15 protein-coding genes are annotated in these 16,138 nt (G+C 72.7%); 8 read left to right on the forward strand and 7 right to left on the reverse strand.

Features of this window, described 5'->3' with window-relative positions; genetic code table 11:
* Nucleotides 1–48: 48 nt before the first annotated feature.
* Nucleotides 49–279: a tyrosine-type recombinase/integrase gene (locus ACWIX7_RS20110; protein ID WP_448622172.1), complete on the reverse strand. Its 231-nt coding sequence runs from the start codon at nt 277–279 to the stop codon at nt 49–51.
* 727 nt (nt 280–1,006) lie between these two features.
* Between ACWIX7_RS20110 and ACWIX7_RS20115 the strand changes: the two genes are divergently transcribed.
* A complete protein-coding gene (locus tag ACWIX7_RS20115) occupies nt 1,007–2,845 on the forward strand; it encodes a BCCT family transporter (RefSeq protein ID WP_448618181.1) in 1,839 nt (612 codons plus the stop codon).
* 804 nt (nt 2,846–3,649) lie between these two features.
* Here the strand turns inward: ACWIX7_RS20115 and ACWIX7_RS20120 are convergent.
* Nucleotides 3,650–4,822 (reverse strand): NAD(P)/FAD-dependent oxidoreductase, encoded by a 1,173-nt coding sequence (locus ACWIX7_RS20120; RefSeq protein ID WP_448618182.1) that lies wholly within the window; start codon nt 4,820–4,822, stop codon nt 3,650–3,652.
* Entirely contained in the window at nt 4,819–5,139 is a 321-nt protein-coding gene (locus ACWIX7_RS20125; RefSeq protein ID WP_448618183.1) for a bifunctional 3-phenylpropionate/cinnamic acid dioxygenase ferredoxin subunit, read from the reverse strand. Before ACWIX7_RS20125 ends, ACWIX7_RS20120 begins: the two co-directional genes overlap by 4 nt.
* 131 nt (nt 5,140–5,270) lie before the next feature.
* Between ACWIX7_RS20125 and ACWIX7_RS20130 the strand changes: the two genes are divergently transcribed.
* The 4 genes from ACWIX7_RS20130 to ACWIX7_RS20145 all read left to right on the forward strand — a co-directional run bounded on the left by ACWIX7_RS20130 (nt 5,271) and on the right by ACWIX7_RS20145 (nt 9,261).
* Complete coding sequence (locus tag ACWIX7_RS20130) at nt 5,271–6,062, forward strand: IclR family transcriptional regulator (protein ID WP_448618184.1); 792 nt, start codon at nt 5,271–5,273, stop codon at nt 6,060–6,062.
* Nucleotides 6,063–6,419: 357 nt separating this feature from the next.
* Complete coding sequence (locus tag ACWIX7_RS20135; RefSeq protein ID WP_448618185.1) at nt 6,420–7,541, forward strand: aromatic ring-hydroxylating oxygenase subunit alpha; 1,122 nt, start codon at nt 6,420–6,422, stop codon at nt 7,539–7,541.
* 363 nt (nt 7,542–7,904) lie between these two features.
* Nucleotides 7,905–8,417: a universal stress protein gene (locus tag ACWIX7_RS20140; RefSeq protein WP_448618186.1), complete on the forward strand. Its 513-nt coding sequence runs from the start codon at nt 7,905–7,907 to the stop codon at nt 8,415–8,417.
* Nucleotides 8,418–8,520: 103 nt separating this feature from the next.
* Nucleotides 8,521–9,261 carry an alanyl-tRNA editing protein gene (locus ACWIX7_RS20145; protein ID WP_448618187.1) on the forward strand — a complete coding sequence of 247 codons (741 nt, stop codon included), beginning with the start codon at nt 8,521–8,523 and terminating at the stop codon, nt 9,259–9,261.
* 56 nt (nt 9,262–9,317) lie between these two features.
* Here ACWIX7_RS20145 and sbnA read toward each other — a convergent pair whose 3' ends face one another.
* The 3 genes from sbnA to ACWIX7_RS20160 all read right to left on the reverse strand — a co-directional run bounded on the left by sbnA (nt 9,318) and on the right by ACWIX7_RS20160 (nt 12,148).
* On the reverse strand, nt 9,318–10,379 hold the full coding sequence (gene sbnA / locus ACWIX7_RS20150) for a 2,3-diaminopropionate biosynthesis protein SbnA (protein WP_448618188.1): 1,062 nt from the start codon (nt 10,377–10,379) through the stop codon (nt 9,318–9,320).
* Between the two features lie 320 nt (nt 10,380–10,699).
* Nucleotides 10,700–11,467, reverse strand: coding sequence for a hypothetical protein (locus ACWIX7_RS20155; protein WP_448618189.1), 768 nt, complete (start codon nt 11,465–11,467; stop codon nt 10,700–10,702).
* A 126-nt stretch (nt 11,468–11,593) separates the two neighbouring features.
* The gene (locus ACWIX7_RS20160; protein WP_448618190.1) at nt 11,594–12,148 is read right to left on the reverse strand and encodes a hypothetical protein; all 555 of its coding nucleotides are present in this window, start codon (nt 12,146–12,148) and stop codon (nt 11,594–11,596) included.
* 24 nt (nt 12,149–12,172) lie between these two features.
* Between ACWIX7_RS20160 and ACWIX7_RS20165 the strand changes: the two genes are divergently transcribed.
* Both ACWIX7_RS20165 and ACWIX7_RS20170 read left to right on the forward strand, forming a co-directional pair.
* On the forward strand, nt 12,173–12,556 hold the full coding sequence (locus ACWIX7_RS20165; RefSeq protein ID WP_448618191.1) for a hypothetical protein: 384 nt from the start codon (nt 12,173–12,175) through the stop codon (nt 12,554–12,556).
* Between the two features lie 418 nt (nt 12,557–12,974).
* A complete protein-coding gene (locus tag ACWIX7_RS20170) occupies nt 12,975–13,706 on the forward strand; it encodes an excalibur calcium-binding domain-containing protein (protein WP_448618192.1) in 732 nt (243 codons plus the stop codon).
* Nucleotides 13,707–13,748: 42 nt separating this feature from the next.
* On the opposite strand, the gene ACWIX7_RS20175 is transcribed toward ACWIX7_RS20170, so the two are convergent.
* Complete coding sequence (locus tag ACWIX7_RS20175) at nt 13,749–14,804, reverse strand: hypothetical protein (RefSeq protein WP_448618193.1); 1,056 nt, start codon at nt 14,802–14,804, stop codon at nt 13,749–13,751.
* 74 nt (nt 14,805–14,878) lie between these two features.
* Here ACWIX7_RS20175 and ACWIX7_RS20180 point away from each other — a divergent pair, with 74 nt between their 5' ends.
* The gene (locus tag ACWIX7_RS20180; protein ID WP_448617358.1) at nt 14,879–16,135 is read left to right on the forward strand and encodes an IS110 family transposase; all 1,257 of its coding nucleotides are present in this window, start codon (nt 14,879–14,881) and stop codon (nt 16,133–16,135) included.
* Nucleotides 16,136–16,138: the final 3 nt, after the last annotated feature.

Genomic DNA, 16,138 nt, shown 5'->3' on the forward strand with positions numbered 1-16,138 from the left:
CGACGTACAGCGGGCCGGCACAGCAGCGCGGCCGGAGTGCAGCAACGGTCACCACCGGAGCGCCTCATCGAGCCGGTCTGCCGCCTCACGCTGCTGAGCGGGACCGACTTGGCTGTAGATGTCCGCCGTGATCGCGTAGGACGAGTGGCCCAGGTGCTCCTGCATGACTTTCGTGTGGGTTCCGGCCGCCAGCAGCAAGCTCGCCGTGGAGTGCCGCAGCGTGTTCAAGTGGACGTCGCGGAGCGAGCCTCCTTGGTCGCTGCCCGCTGGGCTGCTGATGCCGTTGCCCCTCGCGCTCTCGCCGTCGAGCGCGGCACTCGGAGCTCCCGCTGGTCCCCATGCTGGCGACTCGGCGGACGCTCCTCCAGGAACTCGTCACCACGAATCACGGAACCCGGCGATGCATGCGGTGTGTCCCTCCTGGTCTTGCCATCTCCGGTGCGGACGCGGACCAGCCGGCAGGGTCCGAGCGGGGCACCCGGTGACGAGGTGGAGGTTCGGTGCTGCCGAGAGGTCCCCGGTGACGAGAGCGCAGCCCTGCCCCCCGCCCTGGTCGCCGTCTTCCGGGCCTCGTTCGCCGCCATCACCGCGGGCTCATCGGCCGTACCCACGGCATGGTCACCCCACCGCTGAGCAACACGGTGAGGACTACATCCACCTTGGCGGGACGTCACCCGTCTCGCGGGGACAACGAGTGGGCTGGCTGGCCGTGAGCGACTGTTCACCACGTCAGGTACTTGTGACGCAGGGTCGTATCACGGCGAGACTGTGTAGAGAATCACGTCTGGCCCTTGTTCTGCCGCGGGCCTTCTGGTTCCCTCATGCGAAGTCGGTCTCGGATGACGCAACACGATAGGGGAGTGTCATGGAGCAACCGCGCAGCGAGCACGCCTCGCCCACCCGCCAGCCGAGCTCGTCGGAAGCCGTTGGGGCTGATCCGACGGCTGGCACTGGAGCCGGTGGGTCGGGGACGGGGCCCTCAGCCATCAGGGCCACGGATGTGTCAGTGACGGGGACTCACCCGGCTCTCGCCGAGCCGCCCCCCTGCATCGCCGACCGCCACGCAGCCGTGGACCGGGTGCTGTTCGCCGTCGCGGCGGTCATGGCGCTGGGCTTCGTCGCCTGGGGCTTCGTCACTCCCACGGGCCTGGGCACCGTGAGTGGTTCGGTCCTCGGCTGGGTCACCGGCAACCTCGGCTGGCTGTTCGTGCTGCTGGCGTCGTCGTTCGTGGTCTTCGTCATCTGGCTGGCGGCCGGCAAGTACGGGCGCATCCCGCTGGGCCGCGACGACGAGCGGCCGCAGTTCCGCACCATCTCGTGGATCGCGATGATGTTCAGCGCCGGCATGGGCATCGGCCTGATGTTCTACGGGGTCGCCGAGCCGCTGTCGCACTACGTCTCCCCACCGCCGCTGACGGCCGAGGCCGAGTCGTCGCAGGCCATCGAGACGGCGATGGCGACCACGCTGTTCCACTGGACGCTGCACCCGTGGGCGCTGTACGCCGTGGTCGGCCTGGCGATCGCCTACGGCACCTTCCGCCGCGGCCGCCGGCAGCTGATCAGCTCGGTCTTCGTCCCGCTGCTCGGGGAGCGGCGGGCCACCGGCCCGGCCGGCCGGGTCATCGACGTCCTGGCCATCTTCGCGACGCTGTTCGGCTCGGCGGCCTCCCTCGGCCTGGGGGCGCTGCAGATCGGCAGCGGGGTGGAGATCCTCGGCTGGGCCGGGGACGTCGGCAACGGCGTTCTGGTCGCGATCATCGCGGTGCTGACCGCCGCCTTCGTCGCCTCGGCCGTGTCCGGCATCGAGCGGGGGATCCAGTGGCTGTCCAACACCAACATGGTGCTCGCGCTGGTGCTGGCGGTGTTCGTCTTCGTGGCCGGCCCGACGATCTTCATCCTCAACCTGATCCCCGACGCGGTCGGCAGCTACTTCTCCGACCTCGGCGAGATGGCCGCGCGCACGGAGGCCACCGGCGGTGACCCGATGGCCACCTGGCTGCGCGGCTGGACGGTCTTCTACTGGGCCTGGTGGATCAGCTGGACGCCGTTCGTCGGGTTGTTCATCGCCCGGATCAGCCGCGGCCGGACCATCCGGCAGTTCGTCACCGGCGTGCTGCTGGTGCCCAGCCTGGTCAGCCTGCTGTGGTTCGCCGTGTTCGGCGGGGCGGGGATCGCCGCCCAGCGCGACGGTGCCGACGTCGCCGGTCAGGGCACCACGGAGGGGCAGCTGTTCGCCGTCCTGGGGCAGTACCCGCTGGCCACCCCCGCGACCGTGCTCGTCATGGTCCTCGTGGCGATCTTCTTCGTGTCCGGTGCGGACGCGGCCTCGATCGTCATGGGGTCGCTCTCGCAGCGCGGCACCCTGGAACCGAGCCGCTCGGTCGTCGTCTTCTGGGGCGTGGTGATGGGCTCGGTCGCAGCCATCATGTTGCTCCTGGGCGAGGAGGGTGCGGCGCTGACCGGGCTGCAGAACCTGACGATCATCGCGGCACTGCCCTTCGCGCTGGTCATGGCGGCGATGGCCGTGAGTCTGGTCAAGGACCTCCGCCGCGATCCCATCGTGCTGCGCGGGACCTACGCCAGCGTGGCGATCGAGCAGGCCGTCGTCGACGGCATCAGCCGGCACGGCGAGGACTTCGTCATCGTCGTGGAGAGGACCCCGAGCCCATCAGCGGACGCTGCAGCCGTGGCGCCACAGACGTCCTCGGCGAGCCCGCAGGCGCATGGCCAGCTGTCGGTCAGCCCGGGAGGCAACTTCGTGTCGTCGGCAGGGGACACGTCCGTCTCCGCGCAGAGCCAGCCCAAGGCCGAGGCCATCGGCCGACCGCAGGATCCGCGCGCCTAGGGTCTCGGCCGACGGGTGAAGGCCTCCCGGCGGTGGAGCGGCGTGCCGCTCCACCGCCGGGAGGCCTCTCCGTGTCCCGGAGGCGGTGCCGACCGAGGCACGTGAGGAGCCAGCCGGCCGCCCGGGTGGTGGTGTGCGACCTCGGGGTGAGGTGGGCGGGTCAGCGTTCCCGAGGGCGGCCGCGGCAGGGCTGTCACAGCGGCCCTCGAAGCGATGTGACGAATCCGTCAGAGGGTCCCCGAGGAGGGTCTCCTGGAGTCGCACCGGAGGTCGGACCGGGCTGATGCCGGCGCCACGAGGCATGGCCGTCCGTGAGGATCGCCGGGGGCGGGGTGGGATGCCGGTGCGCCGGCCCGCCTCGTGCGGGGAAGCGGTCGCGCGGCTGTTCGCCGATCGTGTGCTCGTCGCCTCGGGGCCGACGAGCCGCTCCCCTGACAGCTACCTACGGGCACCGGTTCGCCGGGCCGGGAAGGCCGGTAGCGGCGCACCCGCCGGGAGGGCGGGTTCGGCCAGGTCGGCCGCGGTGCATCAACCGGCCGGGCAGCGCGGGAGGCGCCGGCGAGCAGCTCGAGGTCACTGCCGGCCACGTGTGTGCGTTGCGGGAGGTTGGCCACTCCCGCGGACGACGAGCAGAGGTGCCTGCACCAGACGCTGCCGGGCCCGACCGGCGCACCGGATGGTGCGGACGTCCGCAGGACGCAGTCGAGCACCCTCGGACCGCCGTCACCACGTCGACGACGGTCCGAGGGTGCTCGAGTTGCGGTCGTGGGCCGCCTCGCCGCTGCGTGCGCAGGCGGCCGAGGGTCAGGACGCGGCCGGCACGGCCGCGCGCAGCTGCCGGCGCCACCGGGTGAAGAGGCGGGGCTGGTTCATCCCGAGGACGGCCACGGGGTGCCCGTCGCGCTCGTAGACGACGAGGAAGCTGCGGTCGGCACAGCTGCCCTCCACCACTCGGGCGACATCGCCCTCGCGGCGCGATCCCGCGAACTGGATGCGGGCGCCGTACTGGTCCGACCAGAAGTAGGGCACCGGCGTCGGCGCCGGCTCCCCGGCGCCCAGAAGCGTGGCGACCGCGGTGGCCGGTTGCTCGAGCGCGTTGGTCCAGTGCTCGATGCGCACGTGCCGCTCCGCGGAGGCCGACCACGCCGCGGCGCAGTCGCCGACCGCGACCACGCCCGGGATGTGCGTGGCCCCGCGCGCGTCGGTGAGGACGCCGTTGCCGAGGGCCACGCCGGAGTGGGCCAACCACTCGATGTTCGGTGTGGCGCCGATCCCCACGACCACCACGTCGGCGGGCAGGCGGGTGCCGTCGCTCAGTTCGACGGCCTCGACCCTGCCGGTGCCGACCAGTCCGGCGACCCCGGTCCCGGTCAGCAGGCGGGTGCCGTGGTCGGCGTGCAACTCCGCGCAGACCGCGCCCATGTCGGCGCCCAACGGGCCGGCGAGCGGGACGGGCTGGGTCTCGACGACCGTGACATCCAGCCCGAGCTTGCGGGCCGTGGAGGCGACCTCTGCCCCGATGAAGCCGGCGCCGATCACGACGAGACGTCCGCCGGCGGCCAGGTCCTCCCGCAGCCCGATCGCGTCGTCCAGCGACCGCAGCACGTGCACGCCGTCGAGCCCGTCGCTGCCGGGCAGGCGTCGGGCGCGGGCGCCCGTGGCGAGGACGACGCCGTCGGCGCGGACCTCGCTGCCGTCTTCCAGCAGCACCGACCGGCTGAGGTGGTCCAGGCCGACCGCCGTGGTGCCCAGCCGCCACTCGAGGCCGAGGTCCTCGTCGTCAGGCGCGCCCAGGGCGATGTCCTCCAGCGAGGCCGTGCCGACCAGGAACTCCTTGGACAGCGGCGGCCGGTCGTAGGGGGCGTGCACCTCGTCGCCGATGACGACGATGCGGCCGTCGTAGGACTGGTCGCGGAGCGCGCGGGCAGCGGAGAGGCCGGCCAGGGAGGCCCCGACCACGGCGATCGTGGAGCTCACGCGACGCCCTCCGCGGTGGTCCCCGGCTGCACGTAGACCATGCCGTCCTGAACGACGACCCGGTGCGTGCGGACCGGTGTCTTGGCCGGCGGGCCGGAGACCTTCCCGGTCCGCAGGTCGAAGCACGAGGCGTGCAGGGGGCACTCCACCGCGCAGCCGTCGAGCCAGCCGTCGGCCAGCGAGGCATCCTGGTGGGTGCACGTGTCGTCGATCGCGTAGAACTCGCCGTCGACGTTGAAGACCGCGATGGGCTCGTCGGCCTCGACTCGGGTCGCCTCGCCGGGCGGCAGCGCGGTCGTGGGACAGACCGGGATCATGGACGCTCCTGGCTGACTGGCGTTGCGTGCTCCGCAACGATGTGCCGATAGCGCAACAAGCATGACCGGGCGCCGCGGTGGCGTCAAGAGCGGCGGCCCGGCTCGCGCGGTCGGCCGCCTACGCTGAGGTCATGAGTGGGCCGCAGGGTGGGAACGGGGAGCGGAGCTCGGTCGCTGCGGTCCAGTCCGTGGACCGGGCGCTGAGCGTCCTCGAGATCCTCGCGGCGCACGGGGAGGCCGGCGTCACCGAGGTGGCCGCCGAGCTGGGGGTGCACAAGTCCACGGCCTTCCGGTTGGTCGCCGTGCTGGAGAGCCGGGGCTTCGTCGAGCAGCTGGCCGATCGGGGCAAGTACCGGCTGGGCTTCGGTGTCGTGCGCCTGGCCGGTGCCGCCGCCGCGCAGCTGGACATCGCCCGGGAGGGGCGCCGGGTCTGCGAGGCGCTGGCCGCCGATCTCGAGGAGACGGTCAACATCGCCATCCTCGACAGCGACCGTGCGGTGAACGTCAGCCAGGCCCGCGGGCCGGCGGCGCTCAGCACGCACAACTGGGTGGGGCAGAGCACCCCCCTGCACGCCACCTCGAGCGGCAAGGTGCTCCTGGCCCACGCAACCGACGCCGTCCGCAAGGGGGTGCTCTCCCGCGACCTGCCGCGCTACACCGCCGGGACGATCACCGACCCGGAGGTGTTGCAGCAGCACCTCGACCTGATCATCGAGCAGGGCTGGGGTGCCACCGCCGAGGAGTACGAGGTGGGGCTCAACGCCGTCGCCGCGCCCGTCCGGGGCGCCGACGGGGACGTGGTCGCGGCGCTCAGCGTCTCGGGGCCGTCGTTCCGCATGGGGGTGGAGGAGTTCCCGCGGCTCGCCCGGCGGGTGGTGGCGGGCGCCGAGGAGATGAGCCGGCGGCTGGGCTTCTTCGGCTGACCCCGCCGAGGCCCAGCGGCGTCGCCGCCCGCAGTGACCGAGACGTCGCGCTGACCTCGCGACGACTCCCTCCTTCGCGATGTGTGCGAACGGGACGGCGTCGGAAGCGCGCTGAGTGCACCCATCACGGGCACGGTGGGGGTCGGGCGGCGCCTCGTCCGGTCCGTACGCCCTGAGCAGATCCGGGACAGCTCTGGATGCCCGGGTTGTTGCGCTATGCGCGAACCGCTGAGTAATGTGCAACACCTCGGTCGTCCTGAGTTGTTGGCAGACGACGACCGTGGTCGACACAGAGCCGCGTTGCCCGACTCCCGGCGTGTCCCCGCCCAGCGCCGGATGGAACCCCCGAGGTGCCGAATGACCACCACCGACCTGCCCGCGAGCCTCATCTCCACGCTGCCAGGCCAGTACTACACAGACCCGGCCATCTTCGCCCTCGAGCAGACCCGGGTCTTCGAGACCATGTGGTTCTGCGCGGTGCGGTCGGCGGACCTGCCGACGCCCGGGAAGTTCCGGAAGGTCCAGGTCGGCCGCGAGAGCGTGCTGGTCGTCCGCGGCCGCGACGGTCAGCTGCGGGCCTTCCTCAACATCTGTCGGCACCGCGGTGCGCAGATCTGCACCGACGATTCCGGTGAGGTCAAGCGGGCCTTCCAGTGCCCCTACCACGCCTGGACCTACGATCTCTCGGGCAAGCTGGTCGCGGCCCCGAACCTGACCAAGATGCCCGACATCGACCGCGTCCAGTACGGCCTGGTGCCGGTGCACCTGCGGGAGTGGCTCGGGTACGCCTGGGTCTCCCTGGCCGACGAGCCCCCGTCCTTCGAGGACGACGTCATGGGCGACATCGCCGACCGCCTCGGGAGCCTGGACGCCATCGACCACTACGAGCTGGACTCCCTCACGGTCGGCCGCCGCATCACCTACGACGTGAAGGCCAACTGGAAGCTCATCATCGAGAACTTCATGGAGTGCTACCACTGCGCGACGATCCACCCCGAGCTCACCGAGGTGCTCCCGGAGTTCGCCGACGGCTACGCCGCGCAGTTCTTCGTCGGGCACGGTGCGGAGTTCGGTGAGGACGTCCAGGGCTTCACCGTCGACGGCAGCGAGGGCTTCGACAAGCTCCCCGGCGTCGACGAGGACCACGACCGCCGCTACTACGCCATCACCGTCCGGCCGACGGTCTTCGTCAACCTGGTGCCCGACCACGTGATCTTCCACCGCATGTTCCCGGTGTCGGCCGACCGGACGATCGTCGAGTGCGACTGGCTGTACACCCGCGAGGTGGTGGAGTCCGGGAAGGACGTGTCCCGGTCGGTGGAGCTCTTCCACCGGGTCAACGAGCAGGACTTCGAGGCCTGTGAGCGGACCCAGCCGGCCATGTCGTCCCGGGCCTACGCCAACGGCGGTGTCCTGGTGCCGTCCGAGCACCACATCGGGGAGTTCCACGACTGGCTGACGCAGCGCCTGACGGACTGAAGGAGGACCCCGTCCCCGTCCCATCCTCAGCGAGCTCGGGGTGGGACCGGGACGGGCCACGCCGGGGCCGGGAGGACGCTCGTCCTCCCGGCCTCGACGTGTCTTCCGACGGTCGAGTCCGGCCACTCGCGGGGCGCGAACCGGGCACGGTCCCCACACGCTCGACGTGGGTGGCAACCCGACGTCCCGCCGGATGGACGCGACCCAGCTCAGGACCGGTCGGTCGCCCGCACCGGCGCGCGGGAACGGCCGGCGCGCCTGTCGTGGTGTGACGGAGGAGCTGGTCGCGGGCGGATCGACGGTCGTGGACGACGCGGACCTCGGCCACGGGAGGTGGCGCGGCGACGACGATAGGTTGCGTCCATGACCGAGCAGATCGACGTGGAGTTCGACGACGAGGGCGTGACCCGGGTGGCCGACGTCCCCGGTGGGGTCCTGGTCGGGCACGACGGGTCGGCATGCGCGCAGGAGGCGCTGCAGTGGGCCGCCCGCCTGGCCGCCCGCGCCGGCTTCCCGCTGCACGTGCTGCGCGCCTGGAAGATCACCACGGCCCCGCTGCCGGCGACCTGGGCGCCGGGCTACATCCCCCCGTTCGAGGACTTCGAGCAGGCGGTGCGGGCCGACCTGGAGGCAGACGTGGCCGCCGCCGGCCTGGGCCCCGCGCTGTCGGTCACCTGTCACGTCACCCACGGCACCGCCGTGCGCGGGCTGGTCGAGTCGGCGGTGCGGGCCGACCTCCTCGTGGTCGGTGCCCGCGGCCGCGGCGGCTTCACCGAGCTGCTGCTCGGCTCGGTCAGCGACCAGGTCGTGCGCCACGCCCCCTGCCCGGTCACGGTCGTCCGGACCGGTACCGGAGCGGCCCACACCGGGTCCTGACCACCCGGGACGGGCCGGGACGGGGGGGTGACGTGGGGTCGCCGTCCCTGGTGCGGGGTGCCGACGGTGGCCGCCGTCCGCCCGGAACGGGCAGCATGCCGGGGTGACCACCGCCGGCGACCACCACGGGCACACCCACCGCCTCGACCTGACCGACGCCAGCGTCCGGGAGTGGGACGCGACGGTCGTCGCGGCCGACCCCGAGCAGGGCATCGTCCTCGACCGGAGCGCCTTCTACCCCGGGGGCGGCGGGCAGCCGCCGGACGAGGGCGTGCTGCTGTGGGGCGGCGTCCGCACCCGCATCGCCGGCACCCGCAAGGGCGACGAGCTGTACCTGATCCCGGTGGAGGGCGATCCGCTGCCGCCCCCGGGCGCCGCCGTCCGCGGGGCGCTCGACGACGAGCGGCGGACGGCGCTCATGCGGACGCACTCGGGGCTGCACGTGCTCACCGGCGTCGTCCTGCGCGACTTCGGCGCGAAGGTCACCGGCGGCAACATGGAGCCGCTGACCGCGCGCATGGACTTCGACCTGGCCGAGGTGCCGGCCGACTTCAAGGACCGCGTGGCCGAGGCGGTCAACGCCGAGATCGCCGCGGACCGGCGCATCGAGGTGCGGACGCTGCCGCGTGCGGAGGCCTACGCGATCCCCGACCTGATCCGGACGGCGACCGACCTGCTGCCGCCCGACATCGAGGAGGTCCGGATCGTCGACATCGTCGGCCTGGACCTGCAGGCCGACGGCGGCACGCACGTGGCCTCGACGGCGATGGTCGGCCGGGTCGAGGTGGTCAAGATGGAGAACAAGGGCCGCGGCTTTCGCCGGCTGCGCATCCGCATCGTCTGACGTGCCGGTCCCGGGCCGGGAGCGGTCCAGCTCCCGGCCCGGGGACCGGGTGGTGCTCAGGCGACGTTCGACGCCACCGCGGCGTCGATGGGGACCCGCGGCACGGGGATCGGCGGCAGTGCCGCGGTCGCGGGGGCCGCGTCCAGGTCCAGCGACCGCAGCACGTCGTCGCCGTAGATGTCCTGCACCCAGTTGGGCTGGTAGACGGTGTCGAGGTACCGCTCACCCAGGTCCGGGGCGATGGTGACCGCGGTGAGCTCCCGCCCGCCGTTCTCCAGGTGGCGGGCCAGCCAGCTCGTGGCCCCGCTGACCACGGTGCCGGTCGAGCCGCCGAACAGGAAGCCGCGCCGGGCCAGCCGGTGGCAGGCGCGGACGGTGTCCGCCTCCTCCACCATCACCAGCTCGTCGACGTAGGACTCGTTGAGCAGCGGCGGGCGGACGCCCATGCCCAGGCCGGGGATCATCCGCGTGCTCGCCGGACCGCCGAACGACACCGAGCCGACCACGTCGACGGCGACGATGCGCACCGAGGGGCGGTGCTCGCGGAACCACCGGGCGCAGCCCATCAGGGTGCCGGTGGTGCCGGCCCCGACGAACAGGACGTCCAGGTCCGGGAACTGCCGGTCGATCGCCGGCGCGGTCTGGCGGTAGTGCGCCTGCCAGTTGTTCTGGTTCTCGTACTGGTTGAGCCACACGTACCGGGGGTCGGCGGCACACCGAGCCCTCACGTAGTCCATCCGCGCACCGAGGAGGCCGCGGGCCGGGTCGGCCACCTCGGTGACCACGTGCACCTCGGCGCCGAGCGCCTCCATCAGCAGCCTGGTCTGCAGGTTGCAGCGGGGGTCGGTCACGCACAGGAACCCGTAGCCCTTGCTCGCCGCGATCATGCTCAGCGCGACGCCGAGGTTGCCCGACGAGGACTCGACGATGACCGACCCCGGCTGCAGCCGACCCTCGCGCTCGGCGGCCGCCACCATCCCGCTCGCGGCCTTGAGCTTCACCGACCCGGCGAAGTTGAACCCCTCGACCTTGAGGAACAGCGGGTGTCCGATCACCGACCGCAGGTCGATGAACAGGTCGTGCTGGTTGTACTCGTGCGGCTGGGAGATGACGGTCACGATCGGTTCTCATCTCGTCGGCGCGGAACTGCGGTGTCCCGCGCGGCCCGTGGGTGGATCCCCTGGAGACAAGAGTCCGGTGTGGCGCCGCTTGATACGACCGTGCCGACCCCCGGATCGACCCGGCGTTCCCCCACGGTCGGAGTGGGGTCATCCCCCCCCCGAGCGGACAGCCCCGACCTCGCGGTCACGCCGCGTACCCGGCCGGGCAGCGAGGCGCGGCTCGACCCCACTGGTGACCCGGGAGGCGTGCCGACGGTCGGCCGCGGAGCTGGACGGGACCGTCGGCGTCACCGTCCTCGACGGCGCGTTCGACCCGGTCAGGCCCGAGGCGCCGCCCACTCCGGGGTCTGCCTGCCGAGGGCGACGGCGTGCGCCAGCCGGAGGCTGCCGCTGAGCCAGACCAGGACGTCGTGCAGCCGCAGCCGGGTGAGCGGGACGCCCCCGGTCGCGGTCAGCAGTCCGGACGCCACGGTCTCGAGCGCGCCGAACGCCTCGGCGTTGGCCAGCAGCTCCCGGTGCACGACCGCCTCCGGGCCGCTGTCGCCCTCCTCGACATGGGGCAGCAACTGACGGCGGGTGGTGCTGCCGACCAGCGGCACGAGGTCCGGACGCCGGTGGTGCAGCGCCGCGGAGAGGTGCTCACGGTGCCGCCCGGGGCCGTGACCGCCGATGCCCCGCAGACCGGCGCCCACCGTGCCCGGCTCCTCCAGCACCGACAGCTCCCCGGGCGGGAGCTCCCAGAACCTCCGCCCGTCCGCCCGCACGGCCACGGCGTCGGCCAGTGGTCCGACCTCGTCGAGCGCGGAGCGGACCGCGGCCCAGCCCACCGGGTCGAGGCGGCCGTGCAGCCCCTCGGCGACCAGGACGTCGTCGTCGCCCAGCGGTCCGGCGACCGGCGGGCGGCAGTCGAAGCGCTCGTACCCGAAGGCCGGGACCCGCACCCACCGGCCCTGCGGGAGGCTCGGGGAGCGGAACCACAGCGGCCGCCGTCCCCGCGCGTACCCGAGCACCGCCGCGAGGGCGGTGTCCCAGGGGACCGGGTCCGGTCCGGCGCTGGGCAGCGACAGGGGCGGTCCGGCAGCCACCTCCCCAGCCTGCTCGACGTCGAGCCGGCCCGCGCCGTCGAGGGACCGACGCGCCGACGGTGTGGCGCGGTCCCGCGGACGTCCCGGCGGTCGGGTCGACCGTGCGCCGGCGTCTCGACTCCCGCCTCACCCGGTCGGCGGCCCCCACGTCGTGGGCTCGACGACCGGGACCACCCGCCCGCCGGCGGCCAGGTGCAGGCTCCACCTGCTCTCGATGGCGTCGTCGAGGACGGTGTGCAGCCCCGTGGCCCACTCGTCGTCCTCAGCGGTGACCACGGCGTGGCCGGGGCGGCACAGCGCCATCGCCAGGTGGGTGATGTCACGGGTGTGCTCCACCACGGCCTCGTGCAGGTGCACCAGCCCGCGCAGCGTGGGCAGGTCCGGCACCCGTGGTACGTCGTCCACCGGCATGACCACCGGCAGCGTGGTGCCGTCCTCGTGCAGCCACGACAGCCAGAGGCTGCGGGCGGCGAAGACCGGCGGGTCGAGCAGGTCGGCCCAGCGCTGGGTCAGCTCGGCGGCCGAGCGGCCGAGCGGACGGGGATCCGGGCGAGCGGGGGAGTCGTCATGCCCGGGACCCTGGTCGCGGCCACCGTCGGTGCGGTCCGCCGTCCACAGGAGGGCGCCCGTCCACACGGCCGACGACGCCGTCGGCCGGACGCTGCTAGTGGCTCCGACCACGGGCTCACGGGTGAGGATGTGGGCGTGGGCAAGCAGGCGAAGCAGCGGAGACAGCCTCCGGCGGACTCGGACGAGTCGTCGGTGGGCGACGCGATCCCGTGGCCGTCCGCGATCATCCCGGGTCGGTGGGTGGACGCCGAGGGCACCGCCTGGCGTCTCCGCGGCGGGGACGTGCCGGAGAAGCGCGTGGAGCACCTGTTGCGTTCGCCCGACGTCGCGGTCCTGCACTTCCACGGGCCGCACGCGCCGACGGAGGTGGCCGTGCCCGACCGCGAGGAACGGTGGCAGCGCGTCCGCCCGTACCACCGGGGAACGGTGCAGGAGCCTGGCGACCACACGAGCTTCGCCGTCGCCGAGTTCAAGGACGACCGGCGCCGCTACATGCTCGTCATCGAGGAGAGCTGCTGACCCATCCGGGCGGTCACCCGATTGAGCGCAGCGAGCCCGGAACCGGACCTGTCGATGGAGGGGGTGGCCGCGACTCGGGGACGACGCGATACGCGGCACGTCTGGCTCGTGACGACCAGTGGGTTCTCCCGACCGGCAGTCGACCTCGCGTGCCGTGGAGGCGGCGCCCTCAGCGACCGTCACGCGCTCGCGGGCTGGATGGCGGGCGCTCCGCCGACCGTCGGCAGTCCTCTCCATCGGGCCTCGGGAATGCCGCGATCCGGCCTCATCCGGATCTCTCGCACCATTCGGCCCTGATCGGATCAGCCGGCACACCTTGGGCGCGGCGCGCACGTACGGTGCCGCTGCACTGCTGAGGTCTCGCCCGCGCGGACGGCGCCTCGGAAGACGGCACTTCTCACTTCGGGGGACCGCGACGATGCCGACCGACCCGGGCATGCAGCCCACGCAGACCATGCAGATGCCCGTCCAACCGTCACCTGATCAGTCGCTTCGGCGCTCCCGTAGGGGGCTGCGCTGGGCGATCCCGCTGCTTGCCTTCCTGCTGGGGGCCTGCGTCGGTGGCGCCGATGACACGACCGACCCCACGTCGACACCGCAGTACATGACGCTGCAGAGCGAGCTAGAGACTGCGCAGGACGAGGTCGCGGGGGTCCAGGCGCAGATCGAGCAGATCACGGCGGAGGCCGAGGCCCGGGTCCAGCAGCAGATGGCCGGCGTCGAGGCGCGCAGCGCGGAGCTCGACCAGCGCGAGCAGGCCTTGATCTCTCGCGAAAACGCTCCGCGCAACGCCGAGGCTGCTGGATCGTCGCTCGGGAGCACGGGTACCGCATCGGCTCCCACCGACCGCGATTGCTCGGACTTCAACACCCAGGCCGAGGCCCAGGCGGCCTTCGACGCAGTCCCTGGCGATCCCGAGCGACTGGACGCCGACAACGACGGCATCGCTTGCGAGGACTCGGTGAGCAGTTCAGGCTCGGCCTCGTCCGGGTCAGCGCCGGTACGCGCGCCGGATGCGCAGGCTCCGGCGAGCACGTACTACGACAACTGCTCCGCGGCGCGCGCCGCCGGCGCCGCCCCTGTCAGCGTCGGCGACCCCGGCTACGGCCGGCACCTCGACCGCGACGGTGACGGGGTCGGCTGCGAGTGACCGCAGGGGCCGGTCCGGAGGACGTCCGGATCGGCCCCTACGTCAGTCTTCGGACCCGCCGTCGTCGGGGAGGACCTCGATGCCCGAGTCCGGCGCCAGGCCGGTGAGGGCGTCCATCACCTCGACGGTGCCGATGCCCCACATCTTCGACAGCACCCACGTGCGCTCGCCGTCGAGGAAGGGCTCGTCGAGGAACCACCGCCTCAGGTTCTCCTCCGCCCTCGGGTAGCGGGAGACGAACGCGGCGGTGAGCTCGTCGCCGGTCAGCCGTCCCGCGACGGGCAGGAACTTCGACCGCCGCATCACCCCGGCCATCGCCTCGGGTGTCACCCCCGCCGCGTGCAGCTGGTGCATGAGCAGCAGCAGCGCCCGCCGCTTGGGGAGGAAGGCGCTGGTGCCCGACGGCCCGGCGACTGCGTAGCGGGTCAGGTCGCGGCCGTCGCCGGACCCCGAGGCCGCCGCGCGGGTGGCCTCTTCGCGGCGGCGCAGTCCGACGGTGTACTCGGCGGCCTCCGGCAGCGGGATCAGCTGCTGCAGGTCGACCACCAGCCGCTCGCCCACCCGGTACGGCGTCATCCGGATGCAGGTGACGTCGAGGTCGTAGACGTCGTTGAGCCACAACACGGTCGTGGTGATCTGGGTGTCGAACCCGGCCGACACCAGCACGACCCGCACCCGCCGCTCGAGCACGGCGTCCTCACCGCCGACGTCCTCCAGCCACTCGGCGAGCACCTCGCGCGCCCGGTCGGCGTCGGGGGAGTCCACCGCCCGCAGGTGCCGGCCCAGCGTGGCCGCGAGCTGGTCGAACGTCATCGCCGAGACCATCGCGGCGTACCGGAGGGCCTGTAGCTCCATGTGACCGCCGTCCTCTGTGCGCTTGAGCTCGACGACGACGAGCTGCCCCGCGCGGTCGACGCACAGCAGGTCGATCCGGCGCTTGACGTCGAAGTCCTGGGTGTCCCCTGTCGGGGAGTGCCGTTCCGGGCTGAAAATGGTGCGCGGCCGCCCGTCGACGTCGTGGTGGCTTGGTCGTTCGAGGCCGGTCTGAAGTCGGGCGCCGGGAGCTGCGCTGTGGGCCGTTGCGTGTGCTTCGAGCACGAGGATCAGATTCGCCCTTCCCTGCAGCTCCCACGGGTGGCCGCCTCCGGATCAGGGTCAAGGGGGCGAGGGCGATGCGGGTCGACACCGACGAGCCCGAGATCATCGAGCGGGTCGCCGCTCTCGACGTGGCCAAGGCCGAGGTGGTGTGCTGCGCCCGGGTGCCCGGCCCGGGCCGGCAGCGGATGCAGGAGGTCCGCACCGTCTCCACGATGACCGCCGCACTGCTGGGGCTGGGCGACTGGCTGGCCGAGCTCGGGGTGAGCCGAGTGGTGATGGAGGCGACCAGCGACTACTGGCGGGCGCCGTTCTACCTGCTGGAGGACCGCTTCGAGACCTGGCTGGTCAACGCGCACGACGTCAAGCACCTGCCGGGCCGGCCGAAGACCGACCGGCTGGATGCGGTCTGGCTGTGCAAGGTCGCCGAGCGGCAGATGCTGCGGCCGAGCTTCGTGCCGCCGCCGCAGATCCGGGCCCTGCGCGATCTGACCCGCTACCGGGTCGATCTGCTGGCCGTGCGCACCGCGGAGAAGCAGCGGGTGGACAAGCTGCTCGAGGACGCGCTGATCAAGCTGACGGCCGTGGTGAGCGATCCGTTCGGGGCCTCCGGGCGGGCGATCATGGCCGCGCTCATCGCCGGCGAGCGGGATCCGGTGGTGCTGGCGAACCTGGCCCGCGGCAGCCTGCGGTCCAAGACCGCTCGCCTGACCGAGGCGCTGACCGGGCGGTTCACCGACCACCACGCCTTCCTGCTGGCCCAGATGCTGCACCGGGTCGATGCGGTCACCGCCGACATCGCCACGGTGCAGGCCCGCATCGAGGCCCAGGTCGGCGAGTTGGCATCCGCGGTCGCCAAGCTGGATGCGATTCCCGGCGTGGGGCCGGTCGCCGCGCAGATGATCCTGGCCGAGATCGGTACGGACATGACCCGCTTCCCGACCCCGGCGCACCTGGCCTCGTGGGCTCGATTCGCGCCAGGAGTCAACGAATCCGCCGGCCGCCCCACGGGCAAAGCAGGCAGCGGCAAGGGCAACCGCTACCTGGCCCGGGTGCTCGGCGAGGCCGCCGTCAGCGCCGCCCGCACCGACACCTTCCTCGGCGAGCGCTATCGGCGGATCGCCCGACGTCGCGGCAAGAAGCGGGCCATCGTCGCGATCGGCCGCTCGATCCTGGTCATCATCTGGGCGCTGCTCTCCGACGAGCAGGCCCAGTTCACCGACCTTGGTCCGGACTACTACGCCGCGCGCAACAACCCCGAGCGCAAGGCCCGTCATCACATCCGCGAACTGCAGGCCCTCGGCTACTCGGTCACCCTCAACCCCGCAGCCTGATCC

The sequence above is a fragment of the Geodermatophilus sp. URMC 65 genome, from assembly GCF_053502545.1.